The 21,604-nt window shown below is 39.7% G+C and carries 21 protein-coding genes; 5 read left to right on the top strand and 16 right to left on the bottom strand.

The annotated features are described in order from the left end of the window. Positions 1 to 2 precede the first annotated feature (2 nt). The 3 genes from ACQK2H_RS00380 to rbfA all read right to left on the bottom strand — a co-directional run bounded on the left by ACQK2H_RS00380 (position 3) and on the right by rbfA (position 4,772). Positions 3 to 2,915: an SNF2-related protein gene (locus tag ACQK2H_RS00380; RefSeq protein ID WP_425389490.1), complete on the bottom strand. Its 2,913-nt coding sequence runs from the start codon at positions 2,913 to 2,915 to the stop codon at positions 3 to 5. A gap of 79 nt (positions 2,916 to 2,994) precedes the next feature. Then, the gene (locus ACQK2H_RS00375) at positions 2,995 to 4,137 is read right to left on the bottom strand and encodes an ABC transporter permease (RefSeq protein WP_425389489.1); all 1,143 of its coding nucleotides are present in this window, start codon (positions 4,135 to 4,137) and stop codon (positions 2,995 to 2,997) included. A 272-nt stretch (positions 4,138 to 4,409) separates the two neighbouring features. Beyond that, positions 4,410 to 4,772 carry a 30S ribosome-binding factor RbfA gene (gene rbfA / locus ACQK2H_RS00370; RefSeq protein WP_425389488.1) on the bottom strand — a complete coding sequence of 121 codons (363 nt, stop codon included), beginning with the start codon at positions 4,770 to 4,772 and terminating at the stop codon, positions 4,410 to 4,412. Positions 4,773 to 4,918: 146 nt separating this feature from the next. Here rbfA and ACQK2H_RS00365 point away from each other — a divergent pair, with 146 nt between their 5' ends. Further along, positions 4,919 to 6,235 (top strand): hypothetical protein, encoded by a 1,317-nt coding sequence (locus ACQK2H_RS00365; protein ID WP_425389487.1) that lies wholly within the window; start codon positions 4,919 to 4,921, stop codon positions 6,233 to 6,235. Here the strand turns inward: ACQK2H_RS00365 and rpiB are convergent. Genes rpiB through glyA form a run of 5 tightly spaced genes read right to left on the bottom strand, consistent with a single transcriptional unit; the run spans position 6,225 to position 9,378 of the window. After that, on the bottom strand, positions 6,225 to 6,653 hold the full coding sequence (gene rpiB / locus ACQK2H_RS00360; RefSeq protein WP_425389486.1) for a ribose 5-phosphate isomerase B: 429 nt from the start codon (positions 6,651 to 6,653) through the stop codon (positions 6,225 to 6,227). The two genes, ACQK2H_RS00365 and rpiB, sit on opposite strands and share 11 nt — an antisense overlap. Further along, positions 6,650 to 7,477, bottom strand: coding sequence for a twin-arginine translocase subunit TatC (gene tatC / locus ACQK2H_RS00355; RefSeq protein ID WP_425389485.1), 828 nt, complete (start codon positions 7,475 to 7,477; stop codon positions 6,650 to 6,652). The genes rpiB and tatC overlap by 4 nt, the downstream gene beginning before the upstream one ends. Next, entirely contained in the window at positions 7,477 to 7,812 is a 336-nt protein-coding gene (locus ACQK2H_RS00350) for a HepT-like ribonuclease domain-containing protein (protein WP_425393113.1), read from the bottom strand. The genes tatC and ACQK2H_RS00350 overlap by 1 nt, the downstream gene beginning before the upstream one ends. After that, on the bottom strand, positions 7,805 to 8,107 hold the full coding sequence (locus ACQK2H_RS00345; protein WP_425389484.1) for a nucleotidyltransferase family protein: 303 nt from the start codon (positions 8,105 to 8,107) through the stop codon (positions 7,805 to 7,807). Before ACQK2H_RS00345 ends, ACQK2H_RS00350 begins: the two co-directional genes overlap by 8 nt. Continuing rightward, positions 8,104 to 9,378: a serine hydroxymethyltransferase gene (gene glyA / locus ACQK2H_RS00340; protein WP_425389483.1), complete on the bottom strand. Its 1,275-nt coding sequence runs from the start codon at positions 9,376 to 9,378 to the stop codon at positions 8,104 to 8,106. Before glyA ends, ACQK2H_RS00345 begins: the two co-directional genes overlap by 4 nt. 51 nt (positions 9,379 to 9,429) lie before the next feature. Between glyA and radA the strand changes: the two genes are divergently transcribed. The 3 genes from radA to ACQK2H_RS00325 all read left to right on the top strand — a co-directional run bounded on the left by radA (position 9,430) and on the right by ACQK2H_RS00325 (position 12,239). Then, positions 9,430 to 10,785, top strand: a complete 1,356-nt coding sequence (gene radA, locus ACQK2H_RS00335; protein ID WP_425389482.1) for a DNA repair protein RadA — start codon at positions 9,430 to 9,432, stop codon at positions 10,783 to 10,785. A gap of 93 nt (positions 10,786 to 10,878) precedes the next feature. Next, positions 10,879 to 11,523, top strand: coding sequence for a hypothetical protein (locus tag ACQK2H_RS00330; protein ID WP_425389481.1), 645 nt, complete (start codon positions 10,879 to 10,881; stop codon positions 11,521 to 11,523). Further along, positions 11,520 to 12,239 (top strand): class I SAM-dependent methyltransferase, encoded by a 720-nt coding sequence (locus ACQK2H_RS00325; RefSeq protein ID WP_425389480.1) that lies wholly within the window; start codon positions 11,520 to 11,522, stop codon positions 12,237 to 12,239. Before ACQK2H_RS00330 ends, ACQK2H_RS00325 begins: the two co-directional genes overlap by 4 nt. Here the strand turns inward: ACQK2H_RS00325 and ACQK2H_RS00320 are convergent, their stop codons facing one another. Genes ACQK2H_RS00320 through ACQK2H_RS00310 form a run of 3 tightly spaced genes read right to left on the bottom strand, consistent with a single transcriptional unit; the run spans position 12,240 to position 16,311 of the window. Further along, entirely contained in the window at positions 12,240 to 13,781 is a 1,542-nt protein-coding gene (locus tag ACQK2H_RS00320) for a DUF5723 family protein (RefSeq protein WP_425389479.1), read from the bottom strand. Beyond that, the gene (locus ACQK2H_RS00315) at positions 13,782 to 15,383 is read right to left on the bottom strand and encodes a hypothetical protein (RefSeq protein WP_425389478.1); all 1,602 of its coding nucleotides are present in this window, start codon (positions 15,381 to 15,383) and stop codon (positions 13,782 to 13,784) included. A gap of 31 nt (positions 15,384 to 15,414) precedes the next feature. After that, positions 15,415 to 16,311, bottom strand: coding sequence for a 1-aminocyclopropane-1-carboxylate deaminase/D-cysteine desulfhydrase (locus ACQK2H_RS00310; RefSeq protein ID WP_425389477.1), 897 nt, complete (start codon positions 16,309 to 16,311; stop codon positions 15,415 to 15,417). 17 nt (positions 16,312 to 16,328) lie between these two features. Between ACQK2H_RS00310 and ACQK2H_RS00305 the strand changes: the two genes are divergently transcribed. Next, entirely contained in the window at positions 16,329 to 17,354 is a 1,026-nt protein-coding gene (locus ACQK2H_RS00305; RefSeq protein WP_425389476.1) for an RluA family pseudouridine synthase, read from the top strand. A gap of 36 nt (positions 17,355 to 17,390) precedes the next feature. Here the strand turns inward: ACQK2H_RS00305 and ACQK2H_RS00300 are convergent, their stop codons facing one another. The 5 genes from ACQK2H_RS00300 to ACQK2H_RS00280 all read right to left on the bottom strand — a co-directional run bounded on the left by ACQK2H_RS00300 (position 17,391) and on the right by ACQK2H_RS00280 (position 21,573). After that, positions 17,391 to 18,977, bottom strand: a complete 1,587-nt coding sequence (locus ACQK2H_RS00300) for a SulP family inorganic anion transporter (protein ID WP_425389475.1) — start codon at positions 18,975 to 18,977, stop codon at positions 17,391 to 17,393. Between the two features lie 45 nt (positions 18,978 to 19,022). Then, the gene (locus ACQK2H_RS00295; RefSeq protein WP_425389474.1) at positions 19,023 to 19,313 is read right to left on the bottom strand and encodes a hypothetical protein; all 291 of its coding nucleotides are present in this window, start codon (positions 19,311 to 19,313) and stop codon (positions 19,023 to 19,025) included. Positions 19,314 to 19,414: 101 nt separating this feature from the next. Continuing rightward, positions 19,415 to 20,941, bottom strand: a complete 1,527-nt coding sequence (locus ACQK2H_RS00290; RefSeq protein WP_425389473.1) for a GH3 auxin-responsive promoter family protein — start codon at positions 20,939 to 20,941, stop codon at positions 19,415 to 19,417. A gap of 4 nt (positions 20,942 to 20,945) precedes the next feature. Continuing rightward, on the bottom strand, positions 20,946 to 21,362 hold the full coding sequence (locus tag ACQK2H_RS00285) for a PIN domain-containing protein (RefSeq protein ID WP_425389472.1): 417 nt from the start codon (positions 21,360 to 21,362) through the stop codon (positions 20,946 to 20,948). Next, positions 21,352 to 21,573, bottom strand: coding sequence for a DUF6364 family protein (locus tag ACQK2H_RS00280; protein WP_425389471.1), 222 nt, complete (start codon positions 21,571 to 21,573; stop codon positions 21,352 to 21,354). Before ACQK2H_RS00280 ends, ACQK2H_RS00285 begins: the two co-directional genes overlap by 11 nt. Between the last annotated feature and the right edge of the window lie 31 nt (positions 21,574 to 21,604).

Genomic DNA, 21,604 nt, shown 5'->3' with positions numbered 1-21,604 from the left:
AATTAGTCAAAGAGCTCCTGAATGTCGCTTGGCGAGAGGCTTTTTATGAAACTTTCTTCTACAGAGATCAAATCGGAGGCAAGTTTTTGCTTGTGTTCCTGCAGTTTTATGATTTTTTCCTCTATTGTATCTTTTGACACGAACTTATATGCAAAAACTTTCTTGGTTTGTCCGATTCTGTGAGCCCTGTCTATGGCTTGTGCCTCTACTGCTGGGTTCCACCAAGGGTCTAGTAGGAATACGTAATCTGCCTTTGTCAAGTTCAATCCAGTTCCTCCTGCTTTAAGCGATATTAGAAACACAGAAACCGAGGAATCGTTTTGAAATCGTTCAACTTGGGTTTTACGATCCTTGGTAGAACCATCCAAATAGGCAAAAGGCAGTTCTTTTTCTTGCAGGTAGGAAGAAACAATCTTTAAGTGCTTTACGAATTGACTGAAAATAAGGACTTTGTGGCCCTTAGAAATAGAGTTTTCAATCATATAAGTCACTTCTTCAAGTTTTCCCGATCCATCCGAATATTCAGAATCAACCATTTTAGGGTGGTTGGCTATCTGTCTCAACTGGGTAAGTCCTTGCAATAAAATCATGTGAGACTTACCAATGCCATCAGTCTCTATAACGTCCATGATTTTACTTCTAAAAGCATTTTTTTCTTTTTCATAATAAGCCTTTTGCTCTTCTGACATAGAGCAGTAGCGAATATTAATCACTTTTTCAGGTAGGTCTTCTGCCACCTGACTCTTTTCTCTCCTGAGAAGAAATGGCTTTATTAAAGCATTTAATTTTTTCGTTTTGGACTCATCCTGCTTTTTTTCAATAGGCCTTAAATATTCCTTTTTGAAATAAGACTCATTACCCAACAAACCAGGATTCACAAAACTCATTTGAGACCATAGGTCGAGCGTACTATTTTCAATTGGGGTTCCGGTCAAAATCAACTTTCTTCTTGATTTGAGCTCTCTGACCTTTTTGGAAATAAGCGAATCAGGATTTTTGATTGCCTGAGATTCATCAAGAATGGTATAATTGAAATAGAACTCTGATAAGATTTCCACATCAATTCTCGTTGTGCCATAGCTGGTGATGACCACATCATACTTGCTAAAGCGACTGCTATCCTTTTGTCGGTTAATACCGGTGTAGTTTAGAATCTTAAGCTGTGGAGTAAATTTTTTGGCCTCCATTTCCCAGTTATATAAGAGAGATGTTGGCATGATGAGCAAACTGGTACTATCCGGGCTTTCGTTTTTCTGATGCTGCAATAATGCCAATGCCTGGATGGTTTTACCAAGACCCATATCATCTGCCAGGCAACCTCCAAAATTGTATTCCTCGAGAAACCTTAACCAGTTGTATCCTGCTAGCTGATATGGACGCAGGCTACCGACAAAGTTTGTAGGCACTTGATAATCTTCAATTTTATCAAATGAAAGGAGCTTTTCAAGCTTACGATCCATTGTCACCCTGGCCAAATCACCTTCTTTTAGCTCTTGTACCAGCGAGACATGAATTTTATTGAGCGTAATTCCATCTTCAGTTTGTGAAGAAAATGCAAGGAGGTCTTTGTATCTCAAAATCCACGACTCAGGGATTACACCTATTTCGCCATTAGGAAGTGTTATTTCAGTTTTCCCTTTAAGAATGCATTTACGAATTTCCTCGAAAGGCACCTCATAATCTCCAAAACGAATCCTTGCTTTAAGATCAAACCAATCGACTCCCTCATTAACTTCCAGGTCAATGGTGGATTCGCCAACGAAAAATTTCTTACCCTGATGATTTTGCTTGATTATGAAATCTTGGAGCAAGTCTCGATTTCTCCCTATCCAATCAAAGGCCTTGATTTTTGGTAAAGTAACTCTGGAGTTTCTGAGCTGAAGGCCGTTATTAGCTAATTGAGCAATGATGCCTTTTTCTCCTTCATGGTCTCTGCTGATCCGATGAAACGTATAGTTATCATTTTGTTTTTCAACAGACACACTTACTTTACTCAACTTGTCTGCATTGAAGTTGTATTTGCCATAATCGAAGGAAAGCTCTAGCAAGAGCTTGTCACTCTCAGTTGCAGCAGCACCACCATTTTCATCAAAGAGAGATGCATTTTGAGAGGTTTGGAGTTCGCTGACAGTAATTTTTGGTGTAGGCTTTGGTTTATGTGTTACTATGTCAAAGCCTTTTGCGTACACATCAAATTCGGAGATAAGCGGACCAACAAACTTCTTATAATAGGTTTCCTCTATATCCTTAGGAATGAGAATAAACTTCTTTTTCAAGAACGGCTTAAGCTTGCCGCCGCTCACTTGTTTTTCAAATGTGAATAATTGATCGTTTGCAACTAACCAAGCGGGCTCTTTACATAGGAGATAGCTACCATTATTCAGAAAGTCTACCTTTTCGTCCCGTAACTTAATGGTTGGGAAGTAATGCGTATTATCCTCATTTTTCCTAAAATGGAAAAGAATGGTAGCTTTTTCGTCAACCACTTCAATTTCTTTCCAGGCAGGCTCACCATCTTTCCCCATTTCAAAAAGCCTCTTTCCGTGAATTAGGGAGAGAATTTGTGACCTTCTACGTTCGATGTAGCTTTCAATTTCGCCCTGAAGAAGTTTATCCCCGGTATTTTTATCGTAGACCTTAAGGAAGAACTCCTCAGGTTTTTGACGTTTTTTTTGAAAGTGGTTGGCTACCTGATCTTGCTGAATCTGATCCATCAGCTTAATGATTTTGTAATCATTTTCATCAAGACCTTCATGAAATTCTGTGGCGTTTTTAGCGCTTATATTTTGATGCGAATACGTAAGTCCCCCTTTGTCATTCAGTTGTACAACAAACGACTCAATAAGATATCCGAGATACTCGTGTTCATACAGCGAGTAAATAAGTTCAAATGGCTTGTCAGGTGATACGTTCACAGATTTTCAAAATGACATAAGCTTCGAAAATAGTAAAAATTCGAATGCTAGCTGTTATTAAACAGTGAAGAATTTTTTATTACTGAAATGTTTGTGTTGAGAAAGATTTGCTTGCTTTTTTGGCAGGCTGAATGGAAGCAATAAAGGTGATTAGAATAATTGCTACTACAGTTAATAACACATCCAGTATTTCAATTTGTACCGGATAGCTATTCAAAACTGCTGAATCCATTCCCATTCCCACAATACCGAAGTGCTGCTGTACCAGGCTGATACCAACTCCTAAAATGAGGCCAATTCCTGCTCCGGTAAAAGCGACAATGCACCCTTCATACAAGAAAATATTTCGTATTAACGTGCTGGAGGCACCTTGAGCAAATAGGATGGAAATGTCTTTTCGCTTTTCAATTACCAGCATAGTTAACGAAAAGAAAATATTAATAGAGGCTATACCAATAATTGCTACCAGAATGATAAAAACAAAAAGCTTTTCAATTCTTAGCACCTTGTAAAGGTCACCATGAAGCTCTTCCCCAAGCTTCACCTGGAATTCTTCTCCTAAAGATGATTGTATGTCGGACTTTACATGGATGGGGTTTGCATCTTCAGTGAGATAGATATCAAAAGCTGTTAATCTATTGCCATAATCTAGCAGTTCTCTTGCGAACTCAACGGGAACGAAGATGTAGTTGTCATCATAGTATTTTTCGATTGCAAATATTCCTCCCGGTATGATGTTTAGCAGGTTATACATCCTTGTAGGATTAACAACTCCGGGACCTATGTCCTTCGGATAATACATCTGTAGTGTATAGAAGTCATTCTGTAAGCTTAGTGATAAATCATACTGGACACCCCTCCCTACGAGTGCATATCCGATGCTATCTCTCACCAATGGGAAGTCACCAGCCACGAGCACATTTCGGATTCCGCTATACTCGTCAAAGTCTCTACTGACCCCTTTCATTCTCACCAGACGCTGGGCTTCTTTATATTCTACAAGTACATTATCCTCAATTACCTCCGAAACACCAGCTACCCCTTCTATAGATTTTAGTGTTACAATGTGAGATGAATCTAGCTCAAATGATTTGCCGGATGCAGGAAAAACGACCACATCCGGATCAAAATTCCCATACATGCTTCTAAGTAATCCTTCCAGACCATTGAATACAGAAAGGGCGATGATGAGACACATGGTGCCAATGGCTACTACCACCATTGAAAGGATCGAAATTACATTAATTGATTTTCCTGACTTAACAAAATAGATGAAAAGAGGAATTATAATTATAACGCTATCAATAAGATAAATTATAATAGCAATAAGTGAATCTTGTAGCTCAAAATAACTTAGTATTTGATATGAAATTGTTAGAAGAATACTAAAAAAAAATGAGGTCAAGAATATAGCTTTTAAAGCGATCAAAAGTCCTTTTAAAGTAGGCTTATTTTTTGACCAGAAATACTTCCTAGCTATGAAAAATGGAACATTCATTCTTCTTCTGGCGGAATGTTCAGTTTGTTGATCAAGTTGTCAATTTTCGATGCTTTTTCTTCTGTGTCATCATGAAAAAAAGCAATTTCAGGTACTATACGCACTTGTTTACCGATCTTTTTACCAAGCTTCAGCCGGATTTCACTTTTAATTGAGTCCAGATGCTCAAAAATTTCTTCCGCAGTATTGATTGGAAAAATGCTCAAATGCACTCTTGCTAAGCTTAGGTCAGGAGAAACCGAAACCCCAGTGATTGTTCCCAACGACGATTTGAAATAATGAGAAGGATCTTTTTGAAAGATCTCAGCTAAATCTTTTTGTAGCTGTTTACCATACTTGACCTGCCTCTTGCTTTCCATAATGCAAATATCCTAAGATAAAATTTAAGCGGTTTGTTCAAATGCTCTAATTTCGAATTTAGTCTCAACAAAGTATAAAAAAAGAGTTCTTGCTACGCTTCTTTCGAATAAACGACCCTTACAGGCTTCTCTTTATTTTTCTGATAATGGTAATTATCAGATTGGTTCAGGGATATTTTATTGAAGAGGAGTCTTATTATCAGCTAAAGTGGTCACTAATAGGAGAATGGCTGAACCAAGGATATCGGATGTACTCCGAAACTTTTGATTATACCGGACCACTTGCAGTAATCATCTATAAGTATTTTGACTTACTCTTTGGCCGTACGATGTTTCTACATTATGGGTTGAGCTCTTTAGTTATTATATACCAGGCGGGCATATTCAATATGCTCTTATTGAAAAACAAGGCATACGATGAAAATAGCTATTTACCTGCCTTTTTATACATGATTTTGATGGTGTCTGTGCCGGACTTCATGGCATTGTCTCCGCAGCTCTTGAGTCTTACATTTATTTTGCTAGCCTTAAGAAATGTGCTGAGAAGAATTGATAATCAGGTAACGGATGAGCTGTTTCTTAACTCAGGTATCTTCATTGGAGTAGCCACGATGATTTACCTACCTTCAATCGTTTTTTTCATTGTCTTTTTGGTGTCATTAATACTGTTTTCAACAGCTGTGACAAGAAGGATAACCCTTTATCTATTTAGTTTTTTACTCGTATTTGTATTGTGCGGACTGTACTTCTACTGGAGAGGGGATTTCCTGATTTTCCTGGATAGCTATTTGACACAAAACCTACTTATGGATGAGGCTGGGGCATTGAATAAATGGGATGCTGTAAAAGCAGGTGCAGGATTTACCCTCATATTTTTAATATCGATATTCAAGACGTGGGGATCTGCTCGTCAGACAAATTTTCAGCAGAAGATCCAACAGGTTATCTGGTTGATGTTCTTTGGAGGCATAGCTACATTTTTCCTTTCTAATGAAAAATCGCTGCATGAATTGGTTTTTATGGTGCCTATCATTGCTTACTTCTGGACCTACTACTTCGTCCTTCTCAGACGGCAAATTTTCAAGCTGGTTATGCCGGGGATTTTAATTTTTGGACTCATTGGATACAATATTTATTCTTACAGAGCCTTTTTGAATGATTTGATAGTGAAACCACCATCAACGACTCAAGAAAATACGATGATACTCGGTGAAAACCTCACTTATTATAAAGATCAGGAGATTCTTACACCTTGCTTGAATAGTACCCTAAGTACCAGAGCTTTTGAAGGATTAGAGTATTACAGTGCGGCAAGCCGGTTGTATCAAATTTTTAATTCAGCTCAACCTGATTTGATTATCGATGAATTAGGCGTTATGCCCCAGGTTTTCGAACGATTCCCAAAAATTGAAACTCAATACGAAGCTCGTGGGAACGGGCGGTATGCTCGAGTTAACAATTGATTTTATTGACTCTACGTTCGTGACGCCCACCTTCAAATGCTGTTTTTACAAACGTATCTACTAAACTTTCCGCATACTCGTAAGCGACGAATCTGGCAGGCAGACAAATGATATTCGCATTGTTGTGCTGCCGAGCAAGGGCAGCCAGTTCTGTATTCCAGCATAGTGCTGCTCTTACGTTTTCGTGCTTATTGGCAGTCATTGCTACGCCATTACCACTGCCACATATCAATATACCAAGTTCAAAATCTTCAGACGCAATAGAGGTAGCCAGTGGGTGAACATGATCTGGATAGTCTACGGAATCTTCCGTTTTTGGACCAAAATCTTGTACCTCATGCCCTGCATCCACTAAATGTTTAATGAGTCTTTCTTTATACTGAAATCCGGCATGATCGCCACCTATTGCTATTTTCATATGCTATTATTTTGACGTGCTTCTCTTTTTTCTATTCGCTTTGCGATAACGATACTCAACTGGTAGAGCATCATCAATGGTAATGCAATTAAAATCTGACTAAATGGATCAGGAGGTGTGACAATTGCTCCCAAAACCAAAATTACAATGATCGAATGTTTTCTGTAGGCTTTCATCAAAGCGGAGCTTACAATGCCAGCCTTGGTAAGAAAATACACAATTACCGGGAGTTGGAATAAGATACCACACCCGAATACAATGAGCATTACTGTATTGATGTAGGATGAAAGATCAAATAGGTTTTGAAGCGAAGGGTCTACCTGGTAGGTTGAAAAGAAGCGTACAGAGATGGGTGCAATCAGGAAGTATCCAAACATCACCCCCAACATAAATAGAACGCTTACAGAAAAAGTGGCACCTCTAGATGCTTTCCTTTCCTGTGGTCGCAACCCGGGTTTAATAAATCGCCAAATCTCCCAAAACAAATAGGGGAACCCTAAAATCAGTCCTGCTACAAATGAAACAGAAACATGCGTCATAAACTGGCTGCTAAGCTTACGACTGACTAATTCAAATGACAATGTATCGATACAAAGGGCAGGAGTACCAATGAGATCTGCTAATTGACAAAGTTTTTGATAGGTCCAGAAATCGGTTCTGGAAGGTCCCAGTATGACTGTGCCAATAACAAAATCCTTCAATATAAATGCAGCAATGGCAAACACCACTATTGCAATCAGAGATCGGATGATATGCCATCTTAACTCTTCGAGATGGTCCAGAAAGGACATCTCTTTTTCATCTGATATCTGATCTAGTGGCATTATTTAGCTAGAAGTAGTTTGACTTCACTTTCCAATTTTGGAAGGTGCTTGATTATGACTCCCCAAATAATTTCGTCATCAACCTTATCATATCCATGAATGACCCGATTTCTTAATGAAATTATTCTCCCTTTATTTTCAATGCGCAATGCAGGATCGATTTGATCTGCCTTTTTAAGTGCTTCACCAATGATCTCAAACTCCCTTTCTACGGCTCTTCTTAGCATTTTATTTTTTTGATAAATTCGAAAGTCTCTTTTATCCCCTAGAAATGCATTGATAGAATCTATCGAGGTTTTTATGTCGAACAAATATTTTTTAACCCCCTCAACCATAGAGTAACTGTTTGGTTTTTTCAATTGACTCAATGAAAAAGGGATTTTGGAGTGATCTCTCGGTTACCAAATCTACTTTTCTTCCCGTAATTTTTTCCAATCCTTCACACAGGTCAAAATAGTTATCTGCATAGTCAACCAACTTCATTTCTTGAAATGAGACAAGAAAATCTATGTCACTGGTATCATTAAATGTAGGAGCGTTAACTGATCCGAATGAATAGAGCTTCTGTACTTTTTGCTTTTGACAAAGTGCATTAATTTGATCAATATGTCGACTTAAAATCGGGTTCATGATTTAAACAACGGAAACTTAGACATCCAGCTATTCACCTCGGCTTTCACTTCAGCTATCTTACTTTCATCCTCTTTGTTGGTGATGACAGTATCAATAAGGTCAACAATTTTCACCATGTCTTCTTCACCAAGTCCCCTGGTAGTTACTGCCGGAGTACCTATTCTCATCCCGGAGGTTACAAATGGGCTCTTATCATCAAATGGCACCATGTTTTTATTAACAGTGATATCCGCTTTGATCAGCGCATTTTCAGCATCTTTCCCTGTGATATCCTTAGTCCTCAAATCAATAAGCATCAGGTGATTGTCAGTTCCTTTAGAGATTACATCATAGCCTTTCTTAACAAAAGCGTCTGCCATTACTTGTGCATTCTTTTTCACTCTTAGCAAGTATTCCATGTAATCGTCTGATAGCGCTTCCCCAAATGCTACAGCTTTAGCTGCAATGATATGTTCAAGCGGCCCACCCTGTGTACCAGGGAAAACACCTGAGTCAAGCAGTGAGCTTAATTTTCTAACCACACCTTTTGGCGTAGTGATGCCCCATGGGTTATCTATATCGTCGCGCACCAGTATCATCCCGCCTCTAGGACCTCTAAGTGTCTTGTGAGTGGTGGTGGTAACGATGTGGCAATACTCAAGTGGATCATTTAAAAGACCTCTGGCAATGAGACCGGAAGGGTGAGAAACATCCGCCAATAAAATAGCCCCTACTTCATCAGCAATTGCTCTGAATCGCTCATAATCCCAATCACGACTGTATGCGGACGCCCCACAAATGATCACCTTAGGCTTTTTCTCCCGAGCTACTTTTTCCAGCTGATCATAGTCAATCAGTCCAGAGTCTTTTTCTACACCATAGAAATTCGGTTTATATAGCTTACCTGAAAAGTTTACACCAGAGCCATGTGTCAGGTGACCACCATGAGAGAGGTCAAAACCTAATATTTCATCTCCGGCCTTTAGACATGCTAACATGACAGCTGCATTTGCCTGAGCACCTGAGTGTGGCTGGACATTTGCCCATGTAGCTCCGAAAAGTTCTTTTGCTCGTTCCCTGGCCAGATCCTCAATTTCATCCACCACTTCACAACCCCCGTAGTATCTTTTGCCGGGGAGTCCTTCTGCATATTTATTTGTCAGTACGCTTCCCGCTGCTTCCTGCACCTGAGGTGAAACAATATTTTCTGAGGCTATTAGCTCTATTCCTTCAATCTGTCGCTTTTCTTCAGCCTTGATTAGGTCAAAAACTTTCTGATCTTTTTGCATGTCCCAAAATTAACTTAGACAGTTTATATCTTAGCCGTTATCCCGACGAATATGGCCAAAACAAAATCAGTATTTTATTGTCAATCCTGCGGAGCTGAGTCTGCAAAATGGGTTGGAAAATGCCCGGCATGTGGTGAATGGAACACTTACGTGGAGGAAGTGGTATCAAAAAGCACCTCTACGCCGGTTGATTTTTCAACAGAGAAAGCCAGGCCGGTAAATATCAAAGAAGCAGGGAAAGAGGTTTTGAAAGAGCGATTGAAGACAGGATTATCTGAATTGGATCGTGTACTTGGGGGAGGAATAGTAGATGGATCTTTAGTGCTGGTTGGTGGGGAACCGGGCATTGGAAAGTCTACGATTATGCTTCAAATGGCTGTGAAATTGCAGCAGAAGACACTGTATGTATCCGGAGAGGAGAGCACCGAACAGATACGGATGCGAGCAGATCGCATAGGCACAACTGCAGAGAATTGTTTTCTTTATGCAGAAACAAGCCTATCTGAAGTGTTACGACAGGCTGAAAGTCTTACACCGGATGTTCTGATTATTGATTCGATTCAGACTTTACACTCAGATAGAATAGAAGCTGCAATTGGCTCTATCTCTCAGGTCAAAGAGTGCACCGGTCAGCTGATGAAGTTTGCCAAACAAAAAGGAATTCCTGTTTTCTTAATAGGCCATGTCAATAAAGATGGAGCGATAGCCGGGCCTAAAGTTTTGGAGCACATGGTGGATACTGTTCTCCAGTTTGAAGGTGACCGTCATTTGTCGTATCGAATTTTGAGAACCATTAAAAATCGATTTGGTTCCACTTCTGAATTAGGTATGTTCGAAATGAACGCTAATGGTTTGCGTGAGGTGACCAACCCTTCAGAAGTGTTAATCTCACCGAGAGAACCCGGGCTAAGCGGAATCGCATTAGGGGCTACACTCGAAGGAAACCGGCCGTTGATTTTGGAGACGCAAGCACTGGTTTCCCCAACTAGTTATGGCAATCCTCAGCGCAGCACCACAGGATATGACTACAAGAGGCTAACCATGCTTCTGGCCGTAATGGAGAAGCGATTGGGCATTCGATTAAGCACTCAGGATGTTTTTCTAAATATTGCAGGGGGACTGAAAGTACAGGATACAGCCCTGGATCTGGCGATTTGTTCAGCTATTTTTTCGTCTTTTGAAGACGCACCAATAGGGGAGGATGTTTGCTTTGCAGCGGAGGTAGGACTTGGTGGAGAAATAAGACCCATAAGCCGCATTGAGAATAGAATTAATGAGGCAGAGAAGCTTGGATTCAAAGAGGTCTACATTTCCAAACACAACTTGAAGGCTAAAGATCTGAGTCAGTTTAAAATAAAAGTCAATTCATTTGCTAAACTTAGTGACACATTCAGACAGCTTTTTTAGTGACTTAGCCTATGAGGCTTGGGGTCGAACCAAGACCGATATTAGTTCAGGAGGCTCTTTTCGAAGCAAGGATGCATGTCAAAGGATTTGAAAATGGATAAGAGGAATGATAAGGCGACCATACTCTGTATGTTCTCAGGAGGCATTGATTCCTCGGGAGTTTTACATCGTTTGATGACCGATGAAGCGTATGCTGATCATCCGTTGATCGTCCATCACATACACATTCTTAATCGTGAAAATCGAGCGAATGCAGAGGCAAAGGCCGTTAAGGCTATTTTAAGCTATTACAAAAGCGCTGCTAAAAGACCATTTACAGTTTCAGGCAGTACATTTAACTCAACCGGATTTGCTCCGCTAAAGGCAAACAGATTTCCATTCGATATGGATATATGTGCTTTTCTTTCTGCTAATATCTGTGCTGCTAGAAAAGATATCGGTTTTGTAGCCATGGGGCGTACAAAAACAGATGTAGAGTCAGGCGGAGCAAACTTTATGAAACGGATGCAACGTGCACAAGCCATTTTCAAGAGTGTCTTATCGCTCGAAAATGGGTATTCAGCAGAATACATTTTCCCGATGGTAGACTTTACTAAAAAGGAAGTGTGGGATTTCCTGCCGGAGGAAGTAAGAAGTAATACATGGTGGTGTAGGCGTCCGGTTTATTCAGAGGATAAAAAGCCTGAGGTATGTGGCAAGTGCCATACCTGCAAAGAGGTTAATGAGCTTATACTATGAATACCTATGAGCAAATATTCAATCAAAGAGGCAGATCCTATCATCTGGCGATGGAGAAGTATCCGGCCGCCAGGAATGAGGAGTTTAATAACATCATTGAGAAACTTAGACTTAACGAGGGAGGTACAATATTGGATATTCCGGCAGGCGGAGGTTATTTGAAACAGTTTTTGAGAAATGTTAACTACCTGGGTTATGATTTTTCGGGGGAATTTGAATCTGGTCACGATGGCATCAAGAAATGTAAGGAGTCTAAAATCGACCTGACTGACGAATGTGTAAATGAAATAGTCAGCCTGGCCGCTCTTCATCATATCGTGGATAGAAAGGCATTTTATGCTGAGATGCATCGGATATTAAAGAGAGGTGGTCAACTTGTAATTGCGGATGTAAGCGCAAAATCACACATAGCAACTTTTTTGAACGGATTTGTAGATCAGTGGAACAGTATGGGTCATCAAGGAAATTTTATTTGTGAAAATGACCTTAATGAATTGACGAACTCAGGGTTTGAAGTGACCATTACTACCAAATCATATTTTTGGAACTTCCATAATTCACACGCTGCGATGGATTTTTTCAGGCTACTTTTTTGCCTGGACTTACAACCACCTAAACGCGATCTTAAGGAGTCTCTTATGAGCCTTGGGGTTATAAGTAATGACGATCGTTACAGTATAAATTGGGAGCTTTCTTACTTAGTCTGCAAGAAATAATTAATTGTTATCGGTATTCTTTTTACCAGTCCGACCATTTAGACTTTTCTTATCTACACTCTTGTCACGTTGAGTACGCTTGTTTTTCAGGTCTCTTCGTTTCTGTCGCTTAATGATGGAGTAAATACCATCACGTTTCTTGGTTTTCACTTTTCTTCCCAAGAATACATTCGTATCTAATCCCTTTGCTCCGGCAATACGACCTCTTGAAAGTCCACTTTCAGGTTCGTTCGATCCAAAACCGGCAAAATTGAAACTCATTCCAAACCTGAAATCAAAAGCCTTTGAATCAGGTACGGAAAAATTCACAATTTGATCGGCGGCTAAATACATCTGAACCGGCCCTCCTTTGGCTGTAATAGCAGCCCCGACGTTAAAAAACTGCTGCGGTAATTTGGTTACAGTAGCGGATGCAGTAAAAGCTTTGCCAAACTTATAAGTGGCCCCTGCCCCGTATAGCATTTTAACCTGACGCTGAACAAGGCGAGTGCCGCCTGTTACATAAATATCAATTTTTGGGCTGTAATGGTATATCCAGCTGCCATAAGCGGTTACAGGAAGCCAGCTTCTGTATGGGTCGCTGTTTTCTGACGGATCAAACTTGTTGAATAATGAGTCCTCAAGCGTTTGAGTGATATTATCCAATTCCTGTAAATCAACTCCATTATATGTAAAAGAAGTATCGTTGAGTGTATGGTTTTCGATATCTTCTTTCCAGTTAATAAAACCAACGTCTACAATTGATCCTGTGATTGTATAGTATCTATTCAGCCGGTAGGTGGCTCCCAGATCCATAGCAAATCCAGTGTTGCCATTGAACACAAGATGTGAACCAAGATCTCCTTCATCTCTTCTATAGATATCCATTCCTGACGACCGCATGGTTGCATTTTGCCAGTCTGCATCTACTTGAAATGCTTCACCATTGGAAGTGATTGTAGCCCTGAAATTACCAGGAGTACTAATATTGGCAAATCCAACGAGAAACTTGCCTCTTAAACCAACCGTCAGTTGCTCGTTGACAGGGGCCGCAAACCCAAGACCAAACTCTCGGAAATGTGTGGCAACAGTGCCAACATTAGAGATTTTTACTTCCTGATTTAAAAAGTCAGAGTTGCCATTGAATACATAATTCACCAGCTCTTTAGAGTAAACGAAATCTGCATTTACTCGCTCATTGATGGTAAAACTTAAAAGCGGCCCGGAATTCAGTCGATATCCAACATGCAGCAAGTTGACATTGACAGTTGCACTTAGCATGTTTTGCTGTTGTAGGTTGCCTAGTATTTTATCTACATCCACTTCTATGCGATCAGCTTCTTTTGTGAATACTTCATTGTAGCTAACCTTATTATTGACATTCACATGGACACCTGAAAGCACCGGTAGCCCAATAAATAATTTCCCTTCCGGTATCAATGAAGGGTTGATTAAGTTATTTTGAAAGGTAGCATTCCCCAAGTGCTGAAATGAAACGCTCGTTTGTGCTTTAACAAAGCAGCCTAGGGTTAGGAATAATATGGCGATTGAGGCTTTTTTCATCTATAAATCCAGATTCAATTTACCTCCAACACCGACCTTTACAGTGAGCTGATAATCAGCCAGGACTTTTACGTAAATCTCTCGTGATGTCTGACTTGCAGGTGTATTTAAAATAAGTGTAATTAAAATGTGAGATCCTGCCTCCAATGCAGCTACGCCTTCTGGTGAAAGTGGAATGTCTGCAGTTACGCCATTAGGATCAGTTACTTCTCCATTTACATTAATAAATGGAGCTACCATTACTTGATTATCAGCAACAGTATAGAGCGTAGCACTATCAGCATCTTGAATTTCAAGATTAACTACAGCGGCAAAAGGCAATTCATTTATGGTTACCACTCTCAAAAAAGCAGAGTCTACATTTCCTAAATCAAGCCCATCACCCAATCCATAATACCCGGTTTCTTCCAGATTTTCTAATTGAATCTCCATTGGAATTTCCATTCCCACATAAGCGGTGATCTGACTAGTAGGCTGAAGGTAATTCAGCTGTGAAGGGTCTGATGCATTGGATAAGCCACTTACATCAAAGTTTAGTCTACTGGGAGCAGAAGCAAAAAGGCCTAAAATATTTGAGTTGTTCCGATTTACTTCAATTAATGTTTGTACAGTTTCTCCTTCCTGATTAGGTCCGGGAGTGTTTACATCTGACCCGGCTATTGTCTCGGGATTATTTACTATGTCACCTTTTAAGTCAAATCGGTCGCCACCACTACCGTCATCACCGTTTATTCCGGAAAGATCCAGTTGCACAGGAACCCCAAATGAGTTTCTGAAGTCAAAGGTCATCTTCGGGTTTCCGAACGTGATCCCATCTCTATTTGCTTGGCTGAAGAAATCAATATCTATGGATTGATTACCTACCTGGACTGTATCCTGACCAAATTTTCCATAAATCAGGTTAAACGTTTGATTACCGTAGGTGATGTTGAAGGTTACCTGCTCATTTCCAACCAGGTTATCTGTAGCAGCCAAATCGACAGAAGCATCAAAAATGACAGAAAATGTATTACTGCTACCCCCCGTTAGTTTCGTTTTGTGGTTTACAAGTGTTTGAGTTTGGGTGTCAGTGCCTGGGCCATTAATACTACCTGCCAAAACAACCGGGTTATTGGTGTTAATATTTGTCGTATTCACGATGGTGTATGAGTAGCTTAATGTTCCGGATAGCTGAGAAATTGTTTCAATGGTAAGATCGCCCGTTTCATAAAATAGCGAGTCAATTTGTTCCCCGGTAGCAGGATTGTATGCTAAATCGAATGACTCAAACAAATCGACAGTTCTAGGTGCACCGGCCATAGATGTCGGAGCAGTCAATACGCCACTCTGCACAATGTCATTGATTTGTATGAAATCATTGGGAGCATTGTAGACAATCGTGTCAAAATATTGGAGTGTAATTAACGAGGTTGTATCCTCAATAAATCCAATAGAGTCTGTTTGACTTAGAAGCAAGTCACGCATGACATACGTAGTTTCACCCAAAGGGAAACTGAACACACCAGTAATTGGCTGCATCTCAACATTGTCGAAATCTAAATCCCCAATGTTGCATGCTGCAATCAATGATGCGGAGATTACTATTAACACAAATTTTTTCACCGCTGACAAATTGATCTAAAATTAAGCTTTATTAAATAATATTTTCATTTTTTCGATCAAACCCTGATATCCCCTGTAAACCACCAGTGTGTAATAGGACTATTTGAAGATTTTTTTCAAATTTATCGTTTTTAATCATATCCCAAACGCCAAAAAACGACTTTCCAGTATAAATCGGGTCGAGTTGAATTTTGAAGATTTCTTTAAACCAATTGATAAAATCGATTAATTCAGGTTTAATCTTAGCATAGCCACCAAAATGATAGTCAGTTATTAGTTCATAATTTCGGTTGATTACTTTGTTTCTATTTAACAATACTTCCATTTCTTGATGAATAAAATTGCCTTTTAAACTACTTATTCCGACTATTCTGGATTGATTGGCAGATTTTATCAAGCCAGCCATAGTTCCTCCTGTACCTATTGGTGTTACGACCAAATCATGCGGAACTGTTATTTCTTTCAGTATTTCAGTGCAACCCTTGATAGCTAATTCATTGGTGCCGCCTTCCGGCAAAAAATAATGTTTTGGGAATCTCACTTTTAGTTGATCAGGATTAGTTCTCCAATTTCTAAACGTATTTCTATCCACGAATTGGAACTCCATCCCATTTTCTGAAGCAGTTTTGAGTGTTTCATTACTGAATTCGTGAAGCTCTTCACCCCTGATTATTCCTACTGCTTTGAACCCGTATGCTTTAGCTGCGGCCGCTGTGGCAGCAATATGATTGCTAAAGGCACCCCCCATGGTTACCATTGAATCCAGCCCGTCTTCCTTCATTTTTTGAAGGTTGTACTTGAGCTTTCGCCATTTATTACCCATTATTTCAGAATGTATCAAATCATCCCTCTTCACAAAGAGTTTAATCTCCTTTTCATCGAGCAAAGGATGTTTGAGTTCCTGAGTTGGTGTTGGAAGCTTTACCATCGCTTAAATTTACAGCCATGACTGATGAACCAAACGAAAATGAAGGGGACTTATATGAGCATCACAATATTATCGTGGATGCAGGACAGGAACTTCTCCGAATTGATAAGTTTTTAATGGATCGTCTGCCAAATGTTACCCGAAATAAAGTTCAGGAGGGTATCAAAGATGGATTTGTCAAAGTAAATGGCAATGATGTGAAACCTAACTACAAGGTGCATCCGGGCGATGAAATTTCAGTCATGCTGCCTGAGCCACCAAGAGACGAGGAGTTGGTTCCGGAAGACATACCACTAAATATCGTTTTAGAAGATGAGCACTTGCTAATCGTAAATAAGCCCGCCGGAATGGTTGTGCATCCGGCATACCAAAATTGGTCAGGAACGTTAGTCAATGCGTTAGCCTATCATTTTCAAAATCTTCCTGAAATGAAAGGTAATGATGGAAGGCCGGGATTAGTCCATCGAATAGACAAAGACACCTCAGGGCTACTCGTAATTGCCAAGACAGAAAGGGCTATGAATGGTTTGGCAAAGCAGTTTTTTGATCACAGCATCGAGCGTACCTATTACGCATTGGTTTGGGGTGTTCCGGAAGAAGCGAAAGGAACCATTGATGTTAATGTAGGGAGAAGCTTGAAAGACAGAAGAATTACCGCAGCATTTCCGGAAGGAGATTTTGGCAGGCATGCGGTTACCCACTATGAACTTCTTGAGGATTTAAGGTACGTTTCTTTAATTAAGTGCAACCTGGAGACTGGAAGAACTCATCAAATTCGAGCCCACATGAAATATTTGGGACATCCACTTTTTAATGATCAGACCTATGGCGGATCAGAAATTGTAAAAGGAACAGTCTTTACAAAGTATAAGCAGTTTGTACACAATTGCTTTAAAATGATACCCAGACAAGCATTGCATGCCAAAACCCTGGGGTTTGTTCACCCTATTACTAAAGAGAAGGTTTTTGTTGACTCAGACTTACCGGATGATTTTTCATCTGTGATAGAGAAATGGAAAAACTACATTGATCATCACGACTAAAAAAAAGGCCTTCAAATTTTGAAGGCCCTTTCTTAGTTACATTTTTTTAGCTGCTTTTCTGAGCTCTTTCATTGGGTTGTCGTGCTCTTTGTCCAATCCAATGATTTCAAGCTTGATGTTTCGATACTCAGCATTTAGTTTAAAATCTTCCAATATCTCCAGAATATCCGGATGAATAAAATGTGATCTAGAAGCATCAATGGTAATATCGGAATCATCCGGAAGATGTGATACTGTCTCAATGATGCTCGCCTTATTTAGGAAAGTAAGATTTTCAGAGAGCTCCAATCTAAGCTTCGTTGTACCATTGCTTTCAAGAGTCTCTACAACATATGGTTTTCTGAAGTTATTGTAAAGTATCTGGAAAATACCAACAACCAAACCGAGTAAAATACCAATTAGAAGATCTGTAAATATGATTCCTAAAATGGTCACCATAAACGGAATAAACTCGGACTTTCCTCCAGCATACATTTGCTTAAATAGTGAAGGCTTAGCTAGCTTATACCCAACTACTATAAGAATAGCCGCTAAACTGGATAGAGGGATAAGATTAAGCACATTAGGGATCAGGATCACCGAGATAAGCAATAAGAAACCATGCATGATAGCTGATAGCTTGGTCTTACCACCGGACTGAATGTTTGCAGAACTTCTAACGATTACCTGAGTGACAGGAAGACCTCCAACCATACCGGAACAGATATTACCAACCCCTTGGGCCAAAAGCTCCCTGTTAGTTGGTGTGATTCTTTTCTGTGGATCTAATTTATCAGTTGCTTCCACACACAATAGTGTTTCTAATGAACCAACCACTGCTATGGTGGCGCCTAAGATCAGTACATCTTTCCTTAGCATCGCAGAAGGGTCAAAGAAGGTAAACTGATTAATAAAATCTGTAAAAGATCCGGCAACCGGTAGGCTTACCATGTGTGTTTCGTCAATATATAGTGAAGAGCCATAAAACAGCTGATTGATTATTATCCCTGCTGTTACTACAACTAAAGGACCTTGAATTACCTGAAATATCTTAATTCGCTTCATAAAAGGTCTTTCCCACAAAATGAGAATTACCATGGAAATAACGAATATTACGAGAGCTCCTTCCTGGATATAATTCATCATGTTTATAAGCTCCGAAAAGGTGTTTTCCCCATCTGGTTGGATAAATTCTAAGTCCCCTTCAGGATCAGCATCATATCCCACAGCGTGCGGAATTTGCTTTAGGAAAATAATGATACCTATCGCGGAAAGCATTCCCTTGATAACTGAAGAAGGAAAGTAATATCCGATAATACCAGCCTTGCTGATACCAAGTAGAATTTGAATGATACCACTTACTACGACGGCTGCTAGGAATATTGGAAATGCTTCGAGTTCCTGAATGGCTGAAAGCACGATTACAGCCAGACCGGCTGCAGGCCCACTTACACCGAGTGAAGAACCACTGATGAGGCCAACAATAATACCTCCTACAATTCCTGCTATCACACCTGAGAAAAGCGGAGCGCCTGATGCAAGGGCAATTCCCAAACAAAGTGGGACTGCTACCAAGAAGACCACCACACTGGCAGATAAGTCGTATTTAAAATTTTTGAATATACTGGTTTTATTAGAATTCATTTGATTTATAGTTAGTCAATGAGTAAATAGTTTGAAGTAGATTACTCAAGACAACTCCGGTGGTGGAGTTATGAAATCAATGGAAGGGGATATCCAGTTGGAGTCATGATTACTCGCTACTTTTCTGTTTTCAGAATTGGAGATGTCATGAATGTTTGAAGATTCCTGTGTATGTGTTGTTTTTTCTTTTTCCTTCTCGTTACTTTCTTCATGCTCAGTTTCTGAATCCATTTCAATGGAAATGACGTCTGCTAGCTGAATGGGTACACTTACTTCAGCAAGCATCGCTGCAGAGAGAATAAATGCAAAATACCGTATAATCAGGCTATTTCTCATAGGATAGGTTAGAACCTCCAAATTGATTGAATGGTTCTGATGGCACAAAGACTTACGCAAACCTAGTAATGTAGGTTTTTCCTTGAAAATTTTTCTTTTATTTAAGAAGAGTGTGTACTAAAGTCGATTATTTGGTCAATATACTGCCGATCATTCGCTAAACGAGGAACCTTATGTTGTCCTCCCAGTTTGCCACGGGATTTCATCCAATTATAAAAGGTATTTGGAGGAACCACATGAACGATTGGTTGTTGAAGTGCGATATCTTTATAGCGCTTCGCATCATAATCAGAATTTACTTCACGTAGCTTTTCATCCAGCAGCTTTGTAAATCGTTCCAGATCGTCAGGAGATTTGTTAAACTCAATGATCCACTCATGTCCACCTTTTTTACCTTCACCGAGATATAATGGGCCTGCTGTAAAATTATCAATGGTGGCGTCTGTTCGCTTGCAAGCTTCAGCAATAGCCACCTCAGCATTGTCAATGATTAACTCCTCCCCAAAGGCATTGATAAAGTGTTTGGTTCGTCCGGAAATTTTGATTCTGAATGGGTTGATGCTAGTAAATGTGACCGTGTCACCGATTCGATACCTCCAAAGGCCTGCATTGGTGGTGATGATGATGGCGTAATTCTTTCCGACTTCAACTTCATCCAGCGTAAGTGTTCGTGGGTTTTCACTTTCTAATTCGCTGAATGGAACAAACTCGTAGAAAATACCATAATCCAGCATCAACAGCATGTCTTTGCTGTCTGTCTGATCCTGTATTCCAAAAAATCCTTCCGACGCATTATATGTTTCCATATATCTCATCTTTGAAGAAGGGATTAGTTTTTTGAATAGCTCTTCGTAAGGGGTGAACGAAACAGCGCCATGGAAGAAAACCTCAAGATTTGGCCAGATTTCCAGTATATTCTTGGCATTGTTTCTCTCCAACATCTTTTCAATTAGCACGATCATCCACGTAGGTACACCTGAAATGTTGGTAACATTTTCATTGGAGGTAATATCAACCATCTTGTCAATTTTTTCCTCCCATTCATCCATCAGGGCTATATCCAAACTTGGAGTTCTTACCATTTGCGCCCACCATGGCAGATTCTTCAACAAAACCGCGGAAACATCCCCGTAGTAGGAGTTTGAGTTCTGATTGAATTGATTGATTTGATGGCTACCACCTATGACAAGCCCTTTACCGGCAAACATTTTTGCATCCGGATAATTATTGAAATAGATACTTAAAAGGTCTTTACCTCCTTTGTAATGACAATCATCCAAAGCTTCCGGAGAGACTGGGATAAACTTGCTTCGTGCGTTGGTGGTGCCTGAGGATTTTGCGAACCATTTAATTTCAGAAGGCCAGAGAATATTCTGCTCCCCTTGCATTAATCGCTCGATGAATGGAAATAACCCTTCATAGTTAACGATGGGCACTTTGTTTTTAAAGTGCTCGTAGTTTTCGATAGTCCCAAACCCATATTTTTTACCGTACTCTGTCTTGGAAGCTTTTTTAACCAGATCTTCCAGAAGCTCATTCTGCACTTCATGCGGGTATTTCATGAAAAGCTCAATCTGATGAATGCGCTTTTTCATTACCCAGGACAATATCGAATTGAGCAGTTCCATTTGGCTAAATTAAGAATGGATTTACTATTTCTACTCCTTCAATTTTCTGACTATGCTGTAAATCTTCAGAAAGCAGATATGAACACTTTGCAGACACAGCGCTACTGATAATTAAGCTGTCCCAAAAAGAGAGCTGATTTCTTAGTTGTATATCCATGGCATTTTCAATAATCATCAGATCATTTACAACTAACTCAAAAGATGAGAAAAGTGAAAGTGCCTTCTTTACAAATGCGGTTTTCTGTTGCCTTTTACCAATAAGATTATAGCAAAATTCCTGTACTACTTGTGTAGACCAAACCAATTCGGATTCATTGCTCAATTTCGCGATCAACTCCTGACATACGGTTTGCTTTTTAGGTTCTGTGTTGCTGAATAGGTAAATCAGAATATTGGTGTCTATCAGAATTTTACCTTTCATAAAGGTCCTCTCTTTTGTACTTGACTTTTGTATCAACTTTCAAGTCTTTCCTGATATCTGTCAGCTTATCGATAAACTTTTCCTCTTTAGGATCAACCCTTTTTTGTAGAAATTCCCTGATCATTTCATTGACCGAAGTACCATGCTTTTTGGCATATGCCCTGGCTTTTAAAAGCAGCTCGTCTGATATGGCAAGTGTTACGTTTTTCATGATTCACACATAATATGTGTAAATATACGAG

Origin of the sequence: Ekhidna sp. (assembly GCF_965228795.1) — a bacterium.
Classification (GTDB): domain Bacteria; phylum Bacteroidota; class Bacteroidia; order Cytophagales; family Cyclobacteriaceae; genus Ekhidna.
Note: the sequence above shows the minus strand (reverse complement) of the source record. Positions and strands in the feature narration are given on the sequence as shown.